The organism is Vibrio salinus (assembly GCF_021272385.1).
GTDB lineage: Bacteria > Pseudomonadota > Gammaproteobacteria > Enterobacterales > Vibrionaceae > Vibrio > Vibrio salinus.
The window spans coordinates 626,329-642,591 of sequence record NZ_JAJSDZ010000009.1; the positions used below are offsets into that span (position 1 = coordinate 626,329).

Annotated in this window: 18 protein-coding genes and 1 tRNA gene; 10 read left to right on the forward strand and 9 right to left on the reverse strand. The window is 41.8% G+C overall.

Annotated elements, in window-relative coordinates:
- The first annotated feature begins 181 nt into the window (after window positions 1-181).
- Together glnB and LRQ06_RS11040 are read left to right on the forward strand one after the other, a co-directional pair.
- Window positions 182-520 carry a nitrogen regulatory protein P-II gene (glnB, locus tag LRQ06_RS11035; RefSeq protein WP_124936079.1) on the forward strand — a complete coding sequence of 113 codons (339 nt, stop codon included), beginning with the start codon at window positions 182-184 and terminating at the stop codon, window positions 518-520.
- Between the two features lie 67 nt (window positions 521-587).
- The gene (locus tag LRQ06_RS11040) at window positions 588-1,460 is read left to right on the forward strand and encodes an endonuclease/exonuclease/phosphatase family protein (RefSeq protein WP_232766377.1); all 873 of its coding nucleotides are present in this window, start codon (window positions 588-590) and stop codon (window positions 1,458-1,460) included.
- A 30-nt stretch (window positions 1,461-1,490) separates the two neighbouring features.
- Here the strand turns inward: LRQ06_RS11040 and LRQ06_RS11045 are convergent, their stop codons facing one another.
- Both LRQ06_RS11045 and gloB read right to left on the reverse strand, forming a co-directional pair.
- Window positions 1,491-3,071 carry a LysM peptidoglycan-binding domain-containing protein gene (locus tag LRQ06_RS11045; RefSeq protein WP_232766378.1) on the reverse strand — a complete coding sequence of 527 codons (1,581 nt, stop codon included), beginning with the start codon at window positions 3,069-3,071 and terminating at the stop codon, window positions 1,491-1,493.
- A gap of 72 nt (window positions 3,072-3,143) precedes the next feature.
- Window positions 3,144-3,902 carry a hydroxyacylglutathione hydrolase gene (gene gloB / locus LRQ06_RS11050; protein WP_232766379.1) on the reverse strand — a complete coding sequence of 253 codons (759 nt, stop codon included), beginning with the start codon at window positions 3,900-3,902 and terminating at the stop codon, window positions 3,144-3,146.
- Window positions 3,903-3,937: 35 nt separating this feature from the next.
- On the opposite strand from gloB, the gene LRQ06_RS11055 reads away from it, so the two are divergent.
- Window positions 3,938-4,684, forward strand: a complete 747-nt coding sequence (locus LRQ06_RS11055; RefSeq protein WP_232766380.1) for a methyltransferase domain-containing protein — start codon at window positions 3,938-3,940, stop codon at window positions 4,682-4,684.
- Here LRQ06_RS11055 and rnhA read toward each other — a convergent pair.
- Complete coding sequence (rnhA, locus tag LRQ06_RS11060) at window positions 4,677-5,150, reverse strand: ribonuclease HI (RefSeq protein WP_232766381.1); 474 nt, start codon at window positions 5,148-5,150, stop codon at window positions 4,677-4,679. The genes LRQ06_RS11055 and rnhA overlap by 8 nt on opposite strands.
- A gap of 57 nt (window positions 5,151-5,207) precedes the next feature.
- Here rnhA and dnaQ point away from each other — a divergent pair, with 57 nt between their 5' ends.
- The 4 genes from dnaQ (at window position 5,208) to LRQ06_RS11080 (ending at window position 8,774) form a co-directional block, all read left to right on the forward strand.
- Window positions 5,208-5,948: a DNA polymerase III subunit epsilon gene (gene dnaQ / locus LRQ06_RS11065; protein WP_232766382.1), complete on the forward strand. Its 741-nt coding sequence runs from the start codon at window positions 5,208-5,210 to the stop codon at window positions 5,946-5,948.
- Between the two features lie 8 nt (window positions 5,949-5,956).
- Window positions 5,957-7,204 carry a TIGR03503 family protein gene (locus tag LRQ06_RS11070; RefSeq protein ID WP_232766383.1) on the forward strand — a complete coding sequence of 416 codons (1,248 nt, stop codon included), beginning with the start codon at window positions 5,957-5,959 and terminating at the stop codon, window positions 7,202-7,204.
- A 111-nt stretch (window positions 7,205-7,315) separates the two neighbouring features.
- Window positions 7,316-7,891: a D-sedoheptulose 7-phosphate isomerase gene (gene lpcA, locus LRQ06_RS11075; protein ID WP_232766384.1), complete on the forward strand. Its 576-nt coding sequence runs from the start codon at window positions 7,316-7,318 to the stop codon at window positions 7,889-7,891.
- 37 nt (window positions 7,892-7,928) lie between these two features.
- Entirely contained in the window at window positions 7,929-8,774 is an 846-nt protein-coding gene (locus LRQ06_RS11080) for a class II glutamine amidotransferase (RefSeq protein ID WP_232766385.1), read from the forward strand.
- Between the two features lie 55 nt (window positions 8,775-8,829).
- Here LRQ06_RS11080 and purN read toward each other — a convergent pair whose 3' ends face one another.
- A complete protein-coding gene (gene purN, locus LRQ06_RS11085; protein ID WP_232766386.1) occupies window positions 8,830-9,468 on the reverse strand; it encodes a phosphoribosylglycinamide formyltransferase in 639 nt (212 codons plus the stop codon).
- Between the two features lie 3 nt (window positions 9,469-9,471).
- The gene (gene purM / locus LRQ06_RS11090; RefSeq protein WP_232766387.1) at window positions 9,472-10,512 is read right to left on the reverse strand and encodes a phosphoribosylformylglycinamidine cyclo-ligase; all 1,041 of its coding nucleotides are present in this window, start codon (window positions 10,510-10,512) and stop codon (window positions 9,472-9,474) included.
- Between the two features lie 167 nt (window positions 10,513-10,679).
- Here purM and upp point away from each other — a divergent pair, with 167 nt between their 5' ends.
- Window positions 10,680-11,306: a uracil phosphoribosyltransferase gene (gene upp, locus LRQ06_RS11095; protein WP_232766388.1), complete on the forward strand. Its 627-nt coding sequence runs from the start codon at window positions 10,680-10,682 to the stop codon at window positions 11,304-11,306.
- A 195-nt stretch (window positions 11,307-11,501) separates the two neighbouring features.
- A complete protein-coding gene (locus LRQ06_RS11100) occupies window positions 11,502-12,923 on the forward strand; it encodes a sensor domain-containing diguanylate cyclase (RefSeq protein ID WP_232766389.1) in 1,422 nt (473 codons plus the stop codon).
- Window positions 12,924-12,991: 68 nt separating this feature from the next.
- Here the strand turns inward: LRQ06_RS11100 and rluF are convergent, their stop codons facing one another.
- Together rluF and smrA are read right to left on the reverse strand one after the other, a co-directional pair.
- On the reverse strand, window positions 12,992-13,978 hold the full coding sequence (gene rluF / locus LRQ06_RS11105; RefSeq protein WP_232766390.1) for a 23S rRNA pseudouridine(2604) synthase RluF: 987 nt from the start codon (window positions 13,976-13,978) through the stop codon (window positions 12,992-12,994).
- An 86-nt stretch (window positions 13,979-14,064) separates the two neighbouring features.
- Entirely contained in the window at window positions 14,065-14,643 is a 579-nt protein-coding gene (smrA, locus tag LRQ06_RS11110; protein ID WP_232766391.1) for a DNA endonuclease SmrA, read from the reverse strand.
- A 518-nt stretch (window positions 14,644-15,161) separates the two neighbouring features.
- Between smrA and LRQ06_RS11115 the strand changes: the two genes are divergently transcribed.
- Window positions 15,162-15,238, forward strand: a tRNA-Pro gene (locus LRQ06_RS11115).
- Window positions 15,239-15,290: 52 nt separating this feature from the next.
- Here the strand turns inward: LRQ06_RS11115 and LRQ06_RS21205 are convergent.
- Entirely contained in the window at window positions 15,291-15,452 is a 162-nt protein-coding gene (locus tag LRQ06_RS21205) for a TraB/GumN family protein (protein ID WP_373054829.1), read from the reverse strand.
- Window positions 15,379-16,164, reverse strand: coding sequence for a TraB/GumN family protein (locus LRQ06_RS11120; RefSeq protein WP_232766392.1), 786 nt, complete (start codon window positions 16,162-16,164; stop codon window positions 15,379-15,381). Before LRQ06_RS11120 ends, LRQ06_RS21205 begins: the two co-directional genes overlap by 74 nt.
- Between the last annotated feature and the right edge of the window lie 99 nt (window positions 16,165-16,263).

The window sequence follows — 16,263 nt, forward strand, 5'->3', positions numbered from 1 at the left end:
CTATTATCTGTATCGTTAAAGTGATGAATCTATCATAGCTTTTCAAGAGACTGTGTTAGTATCCGTCACGGAGAATGTAATTTTGGTCTGATGTTTGCAAGAGCATCTGAGAGTAGTTATTGATTGTTTACCATAGCTAGTCAATAATGCCTGGCTATGAATTTAAGTTTAAGGGATGAACATGAAAAAAATAGAAGCTATTATCAAACCTTTTAAGCTTGATGACGTCCGTGAAGCGCTGGCAGAAGTAGGTATTACAGGTATGACTGTTTCTGAAGTTAAAGGTTTTGGACGTCAGAAGGGGCATACGGAGCTTTATCGAGGCGCTGAGTATATGGTGGATTTCCTGCCTAAAGTTAAATTGGAAATTGTCGTTTCAAGTGATGTTGTAGACAAATGTGTTGAATCAATAATTGAAACAGCTCAAACAGGAAAAATCGGTGATGGTAAGATTTTCATCACTGATGTTGATCGTGTTATTCGTATCCGTACCGGTGAAGAAGACGACGACGCTATTTGATTTTATTTTGACGATAAAGGGGCGTAAAACGCCCCTTTATTTTTTGCTTTGATATTCTTGTACAATAATGAAAAAGCGTATTGCGGCTGTTGCTTTACTTAGTATTGCCATTGTCTTGTCGTCATGGGTTTTGTCGACCTATCGTATCCCCGGAAATTTAATTTTAACCTCACCGGAAGCGAAAAACGGAACTGAACATCTGACCTCCTGTTTTTCGCCATCAGACAGAAAAATTCGTCCTGTGAATACACCGGACGGAAGCATTAAAGTATTGGTCTGGAATATTTATAAAGAAAACCGGAAAAATGCGTTGTCGTTACTGTCAGACTGGTCCCGTCAAAGACAATTGATCTTATTGCAGGAAGCGACAGTTGATGATGCTTTCTGGATGAATTTTCAGACAAAGTCACCATGGCATTTCTATCACGTTGATGCCTGGGAATATCACAGAGAAAAAAATGGCGTTTTGACCGGAGCTGTGACAAATTCGTCCCGTGTTTGTGGATTTCGAGATGTCGAACCCTGGCTTCGTTTACCTAAGTCATCATTACTGACTTATTATCCTCTGAGCAACGGAGAGTTACTGGCGGTTGCCAATATACATGCTATTAATTTTACTCTTGGTCTGGGGGCTTATCAAAAACAAATAAACCGGATGGTAACCCAACTGGAGCAGCATAAAGGGCCGGTTATTTTTGCCGGAGATTTTAATAGCTGGAACCGGGAGCGCATTGCTTTTTTGAACAAAGCGATGCAAAAGTTAAAGTTAAAAGAAGTCCGTTATCAGAATGATAAACGAAGAAAGCGTTTTGTTACCGGAATGCCTCTTGATCATGTGTTTTATCGTGGGTTAGTTGAAATATCAGCGGATGTTGTTCAAACGGATGCCTCTGATCATAATCCTGTTTTTGCTACTTTTAAAATTGCTGAGCCTCAGTAAGCCGGGAGACTCAGCCTTAAGTCAGATCATTTATACGCTAACTTTTGTAACATCGACATACAGTTTGATGCGCTGCCCTGGTTTGATGTATTTCTGATTTGACAGGTTATTCCATTTGACGATATCGGAAATATTTACTTTGAATTTTGACGCTATTTCACTCAGTGTGTCGCCATTTTTGATGGTGTAAAACAAAGAACGAATGATGGCGCCATTGGCTGATTTTTTCCATACTACCAGTTTTTTGCCCACTTTTAGTGGATCTCTGGGACTCATTCCATTCCATTTAGCCAGAGCGTTGTAAGATACCTTATGTTTTTTCGCTATGGTCCAGAGGCTGTCACCGGATCTGACGGTATAACTTACTTTGTAGCGATTCCCTCTTGCTCTTGACTGAATCTTAGCCAGTCGGTTGGCGACACTCAGTTCATACGTTTCCTCATCTCTGACGGAGGTCGGAATCATTAAATACTGACCGGCACGAATCAGATTAGAGTTAAGTGCATTTGCTTTTCTTATTACTGTTGGGGTCGTATTATTCTTTTTGGCAATGAGATTCAGGTTATCGCCAGACCTCACTTTGTAGCGTACCAGTTTCAGGCCACTTCCTTTGTAATCTTTGAGGGCATGATTAAAATGACTGACATTGCTAACCGGAATCAATAAATCATAAGGACCTTTTGGTGCAGTAGACCAGCGGTTAAAACCAGGGTTATAACTCTGCAGTTCTTTTACACTAATGCCCGCCAGCTGCGCAGCAATGGCCAGATCCAGTTGTTTATTGGGATTAACCAGTTGCAATGCCGGTTTGTTGGCTATTTTAGGCAGATTAAGACCATATTTTTCTTTATGGGCGATAACATCGGCTAAGGCTAATAGTTTGGGAACGTAGCTGCTGGTCTCTTTAGGCAGAGATAAAGAAAAAAAGTCAGTTGGTTTTCCTTTTCTTTTATTATATTTAATGGCTCTTGCTACACGACCTTCTCCGCTATTATAGGCGGCAATAGCGTTATCCCAGTTATTAAACTGACTATGAAGAGCCTGAAAGTAATCCAGAGCCGCATCGGTTGCTGCGTTAACATCACGGCGTCCGTCATACCAATAGTTCTGTTTCAGTCCGTAGAGTTTCCCTGTCCCGGGAACAAATTGCCATAAGCCCGCCGCGCGTCCATAAGAATAGGCAAAGACATCAAAAGCACTTTCGACAACCGGCAAAAGAGCCAGTTCTAAAGGCATGTGTCGTTTCTCTATTTTTTCTGTAATCAAATATAAGAAGGGTTCAGCTCTTTTGGCAACAGTTTCAAGATGGCGGGGATGTTTGATGTACCATGTCCGATAATAATCGATCTTTTTATTGTCTGGAACCGGCAGAGTGAATTGCATACTAATGCGTTGCCACAAATCATCCACATCCTTCGGAGAAATACTCTGATGCGATTCTGGCCGGGTTTCCACTGCACTGCCTGTCTGTGAAGTGGTAGTGACTTCACGATTTACAGCAGTATTTGTTATGTTCTCTTTTTGAGAATCTGATGAAACGTTTCGATTTGATTGAGTGAGTTGACATCCTGCTAAAAGAAGCAATATCGCCCAACTAAAAGATTTTTTCATAGATTACAGCCTTTTTTAAACCCGGCTGCTGATAATACTTGTCCTGCGATACCAGTTTCAAGAAAGAAATGCTTAAAATCCATTTTTCCACTCACGTAATGCTGTAAAAACAGACAATTCATCAGTCTCATCTGTGCGATTACTGACACTCTTAATGATTTCTTTTTCCTGAACCCGTAAAAAAGGATTGATTTGCTTCTCAAGTGAAAGATGCACTGGAATCGTCGGTTTATTATTGGCTCTCTTATGGTTTACTTCATCCCGGTACGCAAGTAACGCTTTGTTTTCCGGATCCACAGCTAAGGCGAAGGCGATGTTACTGGCTGTATACTCGTGAGCACAGTAAACCAGAATATCGTCAGGAAGATTTTTTATTTTATTTAAGGATTGATACATATCATTCATTGTGCCTTCGAATACCCGGCCACAACCGGCAGAAAACAGAACATCGCCGCAAAATAGCATATCATTACTCAAATAGCCGATATGGCCGGATGTGTGTCCTTTCAGATCCATTACTGTAAAAGTATGGTCAAAAAGATCGATGGAATCGTCTTCTTTGACTTTGTGTGTCAGAGAGGGAATCGCTTCATTTTCAGGGCCAACAATATTGATGGAAGGATAGTGACGTAAAAGCTCTGAAATACCACCGATATGGTCATTGTGGTGATGAGTGATCAGTACTGCTTTGAGCTCTAAATTATGTTCTTTCAGGTAGCGGATAACGGGCTTGGCATCTCCCGGATCGACAATAGCACAATATCCATCCCGATTTTTGATAAGCCAGATGTAATTATCGTTAAATGCGGGTATGCTTTTGATGTTTAACATGAGTTTTCTCCCATCATTTAGTTTTGCGGGGTCAAATGGAACCAGCACGGATTAAAAAAAAATTCGATATTCCTCACTCCTGGGAACAACTAAAAACAGGTCCTTGGGTCAGAGAGTCTATTCAAACACGTTTTGATGAATGGTGTCCAAAATTGTTTGGTTACCACTTATTGAAGCTGGGCGGATTAAGCTGCGAGCTTCTTAGTCAAAATTGCTGTATCCAGCACCAGATTCATCTTGACAGTGAAAATCCATTGCATACGATTATTGCTGATAGTTACCATCTTCCATTTTTAGAAAAAAGCATCGATGCAGTGGTGCTTGCACATCAGCTAGATTACTCAAATGATCCCCATCTTTTGTTAAGAGAAGTGGACAGAGTGTTAGTGGATGATGGTTATATGATTATTACCGGTTTTAATCCTATTAGCTTTGTCGGTTTAGCCAGTTTTCTTCCATGGCGTAAAAAGTACTTCCCATGGAGTGGGAGGATGTTTACGCCTAACCGTATTACTGACTGGTTAAGCCTTTTGAATTACGAGGTTATTGAGCGTGACCAGTATGCATTGTTTCCATTTGAAACTTACCGACCATTCTGGATATGGCTGGAGAATAAAGGTCAGTGTTCAAAGGCTTTGGGGTCGCTTTATTTTATTGTGGCAAGAAAACGAACTTATCCACTTAAATTAATTAAACCACATTGGAAATTTAAACGGTCGCTGACGCCGATACGTCTGAATTACAGAACGAAACTTAAGCCGTTTGACACCACGATTAAGTAGATGACAGATTTTCGTATTCTTCATCATGTTCTGCCGGGGATTCTGCTGCCGTACGGGCCAGTTCATCGCAGATTTCATTTTCTCTGTGCCCGGCATGCCCTTTGACCCAATGCCATTCAATTTCATGCCGTTGGGTCTGTTCATCCAGCAATTTCCATAAATCTGCATTTTTCACCGGCTTTTTATCTGCAGTTTTCCAGCCTTTTTTTTTCCAGTTATGAATCCACTGTGTTATTCCCTGACGGACGTACTGACTGTCAGATGTTAATTTTACCCGGCATGGTTCTTTTAATGTTTTCAGTGCAATGATTGCTGCAAGCATTTCCATCCGGTTATTTGTTGTCAGATGAAATCCTTTTGACAGATGTTTTTCATGTTCCTTATAACGCAACACAATGCCATATCCTCCCGGCCCGGGGTTGCCAAGACACGAGCCATCTGTGAAAATTTCCACTTGTTTGTTCATGATTTGATATCATACATATTAATTATTATCTGGATATAGTTTGACACAGTTAACCCTATGAGTACTAGCAGCAATTCTGAATATCACCGTATCGTTGTTCTCGATACGGAGACAACGGGTATGAACCGGGAGGGTGGGCCTCACTACGAAGGACACCGAATCATTGAAATTGGTGCAGTGGAAATTGTAAACCGGAAACTGACCGGTCGTCATTTTCATGTTTATCTCAAACCGGATCGGGAGATACAGCCGGAAGCGATTGAAGTTCACGGTATAACGGATGAATTTTTGAGAGATAAACCTGAGTATCCTGACGTGCACGATGAATTTCTGGAATTCATCAAAGGGGCAGAATTAGTCGCTCACAACGCGCCCTTTGACGTCGGTTTTATGGATTACGAATTCTCCAAACTGAATAAACATGTCGGTCAGACAGAACAGTATTGCAAAGTGACCGATACGCTGGCGATGGCCAAGAAAATTTTTCCGGGTAAGCGAAATAACTTAGACGTTTTATGTGATCGGTACGGAATTGATAATTCGCACCGGACGTTGCATGGGGCGTTACTCGATGCTGAGATTCTTGCTGACGTTTATTTGTTAATGACCGGGGGACAAACCAGCATTCAGTTTGCCGGTGCTTATAGTTCTGAAGGATCTGCCGGTGAAACCATAAAAAGGTTATCCGCAGGCAGAAAACCATTAAAGATTTTAACCGCTTCTGCCGATGACTTAACTGCACATGAAGAAAGATTGGACTTAGTTGAAAAGAGCGGCGCCTGCCTTTGGCGAAATTAGGAGATATTATGTTGCAGAGACTGTTACTCATAATCGGACTTTTGTTCGCGTTTGAGAGTGTTGCTGCAACAAGTGAAATGTCATTACTGGATAACCGTTTCAGAGTTGACCCTACCATCTCGCAAATCACTTTTGTTATCTACCGGAGTAAACCGTCCCGGCCGGTGGTATTAGTCAGGCCCGATGGGGTCAAATACTATTCACAACGGCATCCGGACAATGTCCGCTGGTATCAGGAATCGTCTATGGATATCGTTTCGATAGACAAGCCTATGCCCGGCCCATGGCAGGCTATCGGTAAAGTAACCCCTAAAAACAATATTAAACTCATCTCCAACCTTGAGCTGACTTCCCAGAAGTTACCGCTCAGGTTGTATCATGGTGAAGAGCTGAAGTTTACAGCCCGTTTAACCTCTAATGGCAAACCACTTACACTCCGGGATTTTCTTGACCGGGTTAAGCTGAAAGTTACGTTAATTAAGTATCTGGAAAATCAGGATAAACTTGCTAAGGAAGCCAGACCTGCTCCCATTGTTTTAGGTGAATTTAGTGATGACGGCCGTGGCCTTGATGAACGCCCCGGAGATGGCGTCTTCACTGCCAGTGTTACGATGTCAGCAGAACCCGGAAAATACATTGCCCGAATCACATCTGGAAATGGGGTTTTTTTAAGAGCTCAGGAACAGGAAATTCTGGTTTATCCCAATCCTATAACCACAACGTTTATTCAGTCCCGGATTGATAACGAACCTCATCACATTGTGGTAACCGGAGAACAGGCAACGATAGCTCCTGGTTCATTGTTGGTTCATGTTGATCACCGTGATTCTTATGACAATGTTTTTTCAGTGGAAGGAAAAGCGTCAGAAGAAGGGTTTACCGTTAATCTGTCCATACCGAATAAAGGTGAATTTGGCAATTTTAAATGGGATGGCCGAATTTATGCTACGGAGTTCTCTACTAACCGGCCATTACAGTTTACCATTCCACTGCATACGTATAGTGTCGTCGATGAAATTGACCTGGAAAAAACCCGCAAACTTCAGGAAGAAGCACTGGCTGCGAAACGTAAGCTGGAAGAGCAACAGGCTCAGATAGAGGCCCGGGAAGCTCAGCGTTCTAAAATGACGATTATTATCATTATTTTAAATGTTGTTGCTATCGTACTTGGGCTTATCGGTTGGATTGCTTATAAAAAAGTCCTCGCTAAAAAGGCACTTAAACCTGAAATGCAATTAAATATGCCCGAAGAATAAGAAGTTACACTCATTTTAAGGTCGACAGACTGTTTGGTTGCGGTAAACTCCACTATATTTTACTTTTATCCCTGAAAGTCACTTAACTTAAGTATATTCGAGAGAAAAGCCATGTATCACGATCTGATAAAAAATGAATTAACAGAAGCTGCTGATGTTCTTAATAAATTCCTGAATGATGAACGTTGCCTTGAACAGATTGAAGCTGCTGCGAAATTACTGGCAGATTCATTTAAACAAGGTGGGAAAGTATTGTCATGCGGTAATGGTGGCTCTCATTGTGACTCGATGCACTTTGCAGAAGAACTGACTGGGCGTTATCGTGAAAACAGACCGGGATATGCAGGTATTGCTATTTCAGATCCAAGCCACCTTTCCTGTGTCAGTAATGATTTTGGTTATGACTTCGTCTTTTCACGTTATGTTGAAGCGGTTGGTCAGGAAGGGGACGTGCTTTTGGGTATCTCAACGTCGGGTAATTCCGGAAATATTATTAAGGCCATTGATGCGGCGAAAGACAAAGGAATGAAGACCATTGCACTGACGGGGAAAGATGGCGGTCAGATGGCCGGGCTGGCTGATATTGAAATCCGGGTTCCTCATTTTGGTTATGCGGATCGCATCCAGGAAGTACATATAAAGGTTATTCATATTCTGATTATGCTGATTGAAAAAGAGATGGCTTAATTGCTGTTTTCAAAGAAGATAACGGGAGAATCTTTCAATGTGTGAATTGCTCGGCATGAGTGCAAATGTGCCGACTGATATTTGCTTCAGTTTTACCGGACTCATGCAACGTGGAGGGCGTACCGGTCCTCATAAAGATGGTTGGGGTATTACGTTCTATGAAGGTAAGGGTTTCAGAACGTTTAAGGACCCTCAACCGGGTTATCAGTCTAAAATTGCTGAATTAGTCCAAAATTATCCTATTAAAAGTTGTGCAGTGATAAGTCATATCCGTCAGGCAAACCGGGGTGGTGTGAATTTAGAAAATACGCACCCTTTTACCAGAGAACTGTGGGGGCAATTTTGGACATTTGCGCACAATGGCCAGCTTACCGGTTATCAAAAGTTAGATACCGGGAATCATCGGCCTGTTGGCGCAACCGACAGCGAGAAAGCGTTTTGTTGGCTTCTTAAGCGTCTTGAAGAGCACTTTGTGACGCCTCCGGATGATTTTAAGACCATTTGCCTGTTTATTGCCGAATGCTGTGATGAGTTAAGAACTATGGGCGTTTTTAACATGCTTTTGTCTAACGGAGAGCATGTGATGACTTATTGTACTAATCATTTGTACTGGATTACCCGTAAAGCGCCATTTGGTACGGCAGCCCTTATTGATGAAGACGTGGAAGTTAATTTTCAGGAAGAAACGACGCCGGATGATGTTGTCTCTGTGGTTGCTACTCAGCCGCTGACGATGAATGAAGTCTGGCATCGAATGAAACCAGGAGAATTTAACTTGTTTTACTTTGGCCAACAGGTTGCCAGTAATTCAGAGGAACTGAAAGACGTTCCTTTTGCAGAAAAGAAACCGGGTAATCAGGCGCCTCTGGAAGATTCTGAATAAAAAAACGGATGCCAGTTGTGCATCCGTTTTTTATTGTACCGGTTTTAGGGGCGCTTTATCTTTTGATAAAACCATTCATTCCCAGCGGTTCTCCGTCTAAGAAGGCTTTCCCTTCTTTCATTTCAAGACGATTTTCAACGAACCATTGAACGACTAGTGGATAGATAATGTGTTCTTTTTCCTGAACTTTTTTAGTCAGAGACTCCACTGTATCCTCATCGAGGATTGGAATACGGGCCTGCATGATAACAGGACCACCATCAAGTTGTTCTGTTACAAAATGAACACTGGTACCATGTTCTTCATCTCCGGCATGAATAGCCCGTTGATACGTATTCAGGCCGGGATATTTAGGAAGTAAAGATGGGTGAATATTTATCATTCGTCCAAGATAATGGCGAACAAATTCACCGCTTAATATTCTCATGTAGCCGGCCAGAACTATCAGGTCGGGGGTATGTTCATCAATTTGTTCCATTAAAGAACGGTCAAAAGCATCCCGGGTATCGAATGCTTTTGGATCAATAAATACGGCGTCCGCACCCGCTTTCTTTGCTCTTTCCAAGCCATAAGCTGTTGCTTTATTAGAAAAAACGGCAGTGACTTTGCCATCTTTAATGCTTGTATCACAAGCATCCAGAATTGCTTGTAAGTTAGTACCATTTCCTGAAATTAAAACAACTACACTCTTCATGAACTATACGATCTCTACTTGTTCTTCATCTGCTGTTGCAGCAGCGATATTACCTATAATCCATGCATTTTCGCCTTCTGCCTCAAGAAGTTCAACTGCTGATTCAGCCTGATCCTTTGGAAGAGCGATTATGAGACCTACGCCACAGTTAAATGTGCGGTACATTTCGTGAGTATCGACGTTGCCTTTTTTCTGAAGCCAGTTGAAAATAGCCGGCCATTCCCAGCTGTTACCGTTAATAACGGCTTTAGTTCCTTCAGGAAGTACCCGGGGAATATTTTCCCAGAAGCCGCCACCGGTAATATGAGAAATAGCGTGTATTGAATGCTCTGCAATAAGCTTAAGGCCTGACTTGATATAGATACGTGTGGGTTCAAGCAGATGCTCACCAACCGGTTTCCCCTCTAATAGCTCGTTTTTATCTGCTTTTGAGACTTCAAGGATTTTTCGAATTAATGAGTATCCATTTGAATGAGGACCGCTGGAGCCGACGGCAATCAGAGCATCACCTGCGGCAACTTTTGAACCATCAATGATATTTTCTTTTTCTACCACACCGACACAGAAACCAGCAACGTCGTAATCTTCGCCTTCATACATTCCGGGCATTTCTGCTGTTTCACCACCGATAAGTGAACAACCCGCCTGCAGACAACCTTCGGCTATGCCTGAAACAACGTCTGCTGCAGTGTCAACATCAAGCTTCCCTGTTGCATAGTAATCAAGGAAGAACAGAGGTTCTGCGCCCTGAACGATGAGATCATTCACACACATCGCGACGAGATCGATACCGATCGTGTCATGTTTATTCATATCCAAAGCCACGCGAAGCTTTGTACCTACACCGTCCGTACCGGAGACCAAAACTGGTTGTTTGTATTTGGTCGGTAATTCACACAGGGCGCCAAAACCACCAATACCCCCCATTACTTCCGGGCGACGAGTACGTTTTACAGCACCTTTAATTTTCTCAACAAGCGCGTTGCCTGCGTCGATATCTACACCAGCGTCTTTATAGCTCAAAGAAGTGTTATTGCCACTCACGGGGAAATCCTCGATTTTAAGTTGGATATGAAAACGGCGCTATTCTACAGGGAAAAGTTAAAAAGGAAAACGTTTGCGTGGTTTTTTTTCGACTAATTGGGTACTGAATGTCCTTAGAAAAAGTGTATACTTCGCCCGTTTGTTTATTAATACTGCCGGAGATGGAAATGAAAGTTGTTGAAGTGAAGCACCCTCTAGTAAAACATAAACTGGGTCTGATGAGAGAAGGTGATATCAGCACAAAGCGTTTTCGTGAGCTAGCGACTGAAGTAGGTAGCCTGCTAACTTATGAAGCAACAGCAGATTTTGAAACTGAGAGCATCACAATTGAAGGGTGGAATGGGCCTGTACAGGTTGAGCAGATCAAAGGCAAAAAGGTCACAGTCGTTCCGATTCTTCGTGCTGGTCTTGGCATGATGGATGGCGTATTAGAGCATATTCCAAGTGCAAGAATCAGTGTTGTTGGTATTTATCGTGATGAGAAAACATTAGAGCCAGTTCCTTATTTCAATAAGTTAGCTTCTAATATTGACGAACGTATTGCATTGGTTGTTGATCCTATGCTGGCAACCGGTGGTTCAATGATTTCAACCATTGATTTATTAAAATCGAAAGGATGTACTCAGTTTAAAATTCTTGTTTTAGTGGCTGCTCCGGAAGGTATTAAAGCTTTAGAAGAAGCTCATCCTGATGTTGAGCTTTATACAGCAGCTATTGATGAGAGACTGAATAGTAATGGTTACATCGTTCCTGGTTTGGGTGATGCCGGCGATAAAATTTTTGGTACCAAATAGTAATCGATTTCATTAGAACAATGAGCGCTATTAATAGAAGAGGAGAATACTCCTCTTTTTTTGTGATTTATATCACGAAATAGTGGTATAAAAAATAAGGTTTATTTCTCTTGTGCCGATACCCCTGTAGCTAAGTACGCAAATAAAAATGGGGAAACCCATTCCTTTCAAAGTAGACAGGCACTGCATAATAATATGAATAGAAAAAGGTTCAGTTGGATTCTTGTTGGTCTGATATCTCTGGGATTTATTGTAACGGGTTACATGTCATATAAAATGGCTCACGAAACTCTGGAAGAACAAATTCAGCAAGATTCTTTACCGCTCACCAGTGATAATATTTATTCAGAAATACAACAGGATCTAATTCGTCCCATCTTTATATCGTCACTAATGGCTCAGGACACATTCGTTCGGGACTGGACGATCTCAGGGGAAGTGAATTCACTGAAGATGGTCCACTATCTGAAAGAAATAAAGCATCAGTATAATACGGTGTCCAGTTTTTATGTTTCTGATAAAACGAAAAATTACTACCATTACAGTGGGGTGTTAAGAAAAGTCTCCAGATCCAATATGTCGGATTCCTGGTATTTTCGGGTTAAAAATCTGAAACCGGGGAAGGATTATGAAATCAACATCGACTCAGATACCGCTGATCCATCGAGGGTTGTTGTTTTTGTCAATTACCGTGTTTATGATTTTTCTCATAAATTTCTTGGTATTATCGGTGTGGGTTTGAGTTCGAATGCTGTTTCACAGATTATTGAAAAATATAAGAAACGCTATGAGCGGGACATCTATTTCATCAACGATTTAGGCGATGTGACGCTACAGGGAAAGACCCAGGAGAATTTTAGATCAATACATGATCGGCCGGGGTTAAAAAACATTGCTCAGAAAATTTTAACGTCTCCCAGTATGTCGGGTAGTTACCAGTTTAATGGGGAAACCCGCTATATAAGTAGCCGGTGGGTTGATGAGTTTCAGTGGTTCATCATTGTTGAGCAAAAAGATGAGTTTAATGGATTGATCCTAAAGCGGGCAATTATTAATAATCTGGTTATCAGTTTGCTGGTGGCCTTGTCCGTCATCATTCTTGCACATTGGGTCTTTAAAAATTATCAGTCACGGCTGGAAACCATGGCAACAAAGGACAAGTTGACAGGAGTACATAACCGTCAGGTGTTTGATGAACTGGTTCAGACAAAATGTGAGGTTACAACGGTTAAGGATGCGCCCCTTTCACTTGCTTTACTGGACATTGACCATTTTAAAGAGGTTAATGATACTTATGGTCATACTATCGGTGACTTTGTTTTGACTCGCGTTGCGGATACCTGCTTGTCACACCTTTCGGGTCGTGGAGAAGTATGCCGGTGGGGAGGTGAGGAGTTTGTGTTGGTATTGCCTTTTATTGATAAAGAAAAAGCACTTCAGTTATTGGAATCTGTACGAAAAGAGATTCAGAATCAGTCTGAGACACCCAATGTCACCGTTAGTATAGGACTGGTCGAACGTGAGCCGATGGAAAGAGTTCAGTCAATGCTAAGCCGGGCGGATAAAGCAATGTATAAAGCCAAGAAACAGGGCCGGAATAATGTTCAGTTTGGTTAATTCCGTATTCAGTGAATGTCAGTGAAATGACACGGCAGTCGTCGGTGACTGCCGTTTCGTCTGTCTAGCTATTTCTTAAGACTCAGTTTGCCGGCTTTACGGATCTTTGGCTGAGAAGAAGAATTACCGGAACGCCGTGATTCTTTAGCCTGACTTGCTGTTTTATTCGCTTGTTTCCGCCGTTTTGAATTTGGACCATAACGCAGATCATCGGCATTATGCCCTTTATAGGTTTTGTGTTTCTTTACCGGTACGTTTTGATTTTTATGATCATACAGTTTGGCATCCATCGCTTTGGGAATGAGTGTGCCGTCTTTCGATTGTCTGGATGCTTCCTCTGTTCCTACCGATTGTTCACAAAGCGAAAGTAACTGAGTAATTTCGTCCTGATCTAAATACCGCCATTGTCCGTTTGGTATACCGTCGATAGTAATATTCATTACTCTGACCCGTCTTAGTTTGAAAACCTCATAGCCAAGAGCTTCACACATACGCCGGATCTGCCGGTTCAACCCTTGTGTTAAGGTGATACGAAAAGAATAATTCGTTTCTTTTTTTACCTGACAGGGAAGGGTTACCGTATCCAGTATCGGGACACCGGAAGCCATCCGGGTTAAGAATTCATTGGTCACCGGCTTATTGACGCGGACAACGTATTCTTTTTCATGTTGGTTTCCGGCCCGGAGAATCTTATTAACCACATCACCGTCGTTGGTCAGGAAGATCAATCCTTCAGAGGGCTTATCCAGCCGGCCAATAGGGAATATTCGCGTTTTATGATTAACAAAGTCAACGATGTTGCCTTCAACATGACGTTCTGTTGTACAGGTGATACCGGCTGGCTTATTCAATGCGATATAGATGGGTTTTGCTTTGGGCTTTAGGGGTAAGCCCTTAATCAGTATTTCATCGTTATCGCTGACTTTCAGTCCCATTTCCGGTATTTGTCCGTTTACGGTAACTAAAGCCGCTTCAATGAGCCGGTCTGCTTCTCTACGGGAGCAGTATCCTGTTTCACTAATGTATTTATTTAGACGTTTAAGTTCGGATGACATAGATGCCTCTTAACGTTTCTCAACGGCAGATGAATAATAATGGCGGATGTGCCAGAAGGTGCAAGTTTAACATTAAACCGGGCTATTTAACCAAGTCGTTTTTGATGTCTTTCTTTCGTTTCTATTTTTTTATCCTGACTTTTTCGTAATAAAACGTAAGCGGCTCCGGTTCCGCCATGAAAACGTTGTGCACTGTGAACACACTGAACATTTTTAATCTGAGGTAACCAGTAGGCGACGTAGCTTTTCATTAAGGCTGGAGGATTGGAACGTTCACCTTTTCCATGCACAAGAATGACGGTCCGGATATCCATTCTCATGCATTTATTAAAAAAGTGGACGATTTCGGTTCTTGCCTGTTCTAAAGTTCGTTTATGTAAATCGAGTTTTGCCTGAATGGGGTATTTTCCAAGACGAAGTTTCCGGTATACCCCTTCCTGAACGCCATTTCGTTTGAATGCAATAATGTCTTCAGGTCTAATCAATGGCGCATTATCAAGAGATAAGTAATCAGGTTCTCCTTCGGTAACGGTTTCAGCAGCTTCTCTTTTGGCTAAATGGGCATCGGTTAACTGGTAAGCTTTTTTTAAATTGACCGTATCTTGTTTGATGGGGGTGATATCGCCCATCATCTGTTGAAACAGATCGCTATCGTCACGAGACATGAGCAGACTCCTTTACTTAATATACCCAGGTAATCTGGTCGGTTGCGTTTAAAGTATACCAGCTGATAAAAAAATTCGAATGAAATTTGCAGAAGAAATACCGGTAAAGCGTCTGAGAGCTAAAAATCCGGAGCAGACAGTTTATCTGCTCCGGTGCATAGCGTCCCGCTTAAACTATTGGGGCTAAGCGATCTAGTGAGGAGATTTGTCATTCATGACCTTGAGATATAGAAACGATATAAGCGCAAAACTAAAATTAGCCTGAAAGTCAGGAGCCATTTAGTTGAGACTGAAGTTTCGTCAAAGTGAGAAGACAAAATTAAAAATAACGGCTTGGATATGAAAGCCTTTTGATATAGATCAATATTGGAATATTAGTAATATCATTAGTTTTCGATGCTGTGCCTGTCCTCACAAATTTGGGTCTGGTTGTTATTTGTTCGAACGAACTGAAAATGACAAAAATATGCAATTAACTATTGCTTTCGGAAAAAGAATGAGTAATATACGCCTCGTTCCGGTGAATAGCGCAGTTTGGTAGCGCATCTGGTTTGGGACCAGAGGGTCGGGGGTTCGAATCCCTCTTCACCGACCATATTCTGAAACCCCGATTTATCGGGGTTTTTTCGTTTCTGATTACTGATTGTTTAATTTAGAAATCGACATCCGGATTTTTCCTGTCTTCCTTTTTGCACAACAGCAAATCCTTGTTCTTTTAACAGCTCAATCAGATTATCATTGCCGATCAGATGCAGTAACCCGACAGCAACAAGATATTTGCCGGATTTTTTTTGTTGAAAACGTTTCAGACGTCAGTTTTTTAGCCCAATTTTTATTTCTGTTTGTTTCTAAGGCTCTGCTTAGTTGCTTTGACATCGATGTTTGCCTGACCAGTTCATTCAGGTTTTTCTCATCTCCGGATTTCCAGCTTTTGAGCATGCATAATAAATTGTTCTTGTTGTGTTTCCAGTCATCCAGGGCAGATATTAGCAACTCTTTTCCACTGTCATTTTGTTCGGTTAGCATATCGAGTTGAGATTGAAGTGTTTCTAACCCATAAACAGGAATATGTTCTTTTTTGGCGAGAGCAATAAGATGGCGGTCAACGCCAAGAGCAGCGGAATATCCCAATTGATTTAGTTGCGTTATCTGGATAGTGATAGCAGCAGACCATGGGGGAAGATGGGATAGCCGGTAAGGAGATAATTGCAACTTCTTTGCAATCTGTTTTAGCTGATTTTTCTGAACATCGCTCAGAACATCTTCCGTCATGACGCTATCTGTTGGGTATGTTGGTGATTCTCCGGCATCCAGATCGGCTTCAAGTATTAACCCGTTGCTTTGTTTTAAAAAGCGGGTGACTTCCCGGGGAAGGGGATACATAGATTTATCTCCGACGTGAACGGTTCCTATCAGCAGGTATTCCACTCCTTTTTTCTCAGCCATCCAGTACATAGGGGTTGCATGACTAAAAAACGAGAAAAATAAGAAGCCTGAAGTAAACCAGTTTCGCAAACTCATATGTCCCTTATCCTGATGTGTTAATACATTAGTATTACATGATTTGTCGGTTTATTATATCGGGACCTGCTCTCCCTGAAAACGGCCTATTCAGGGAGA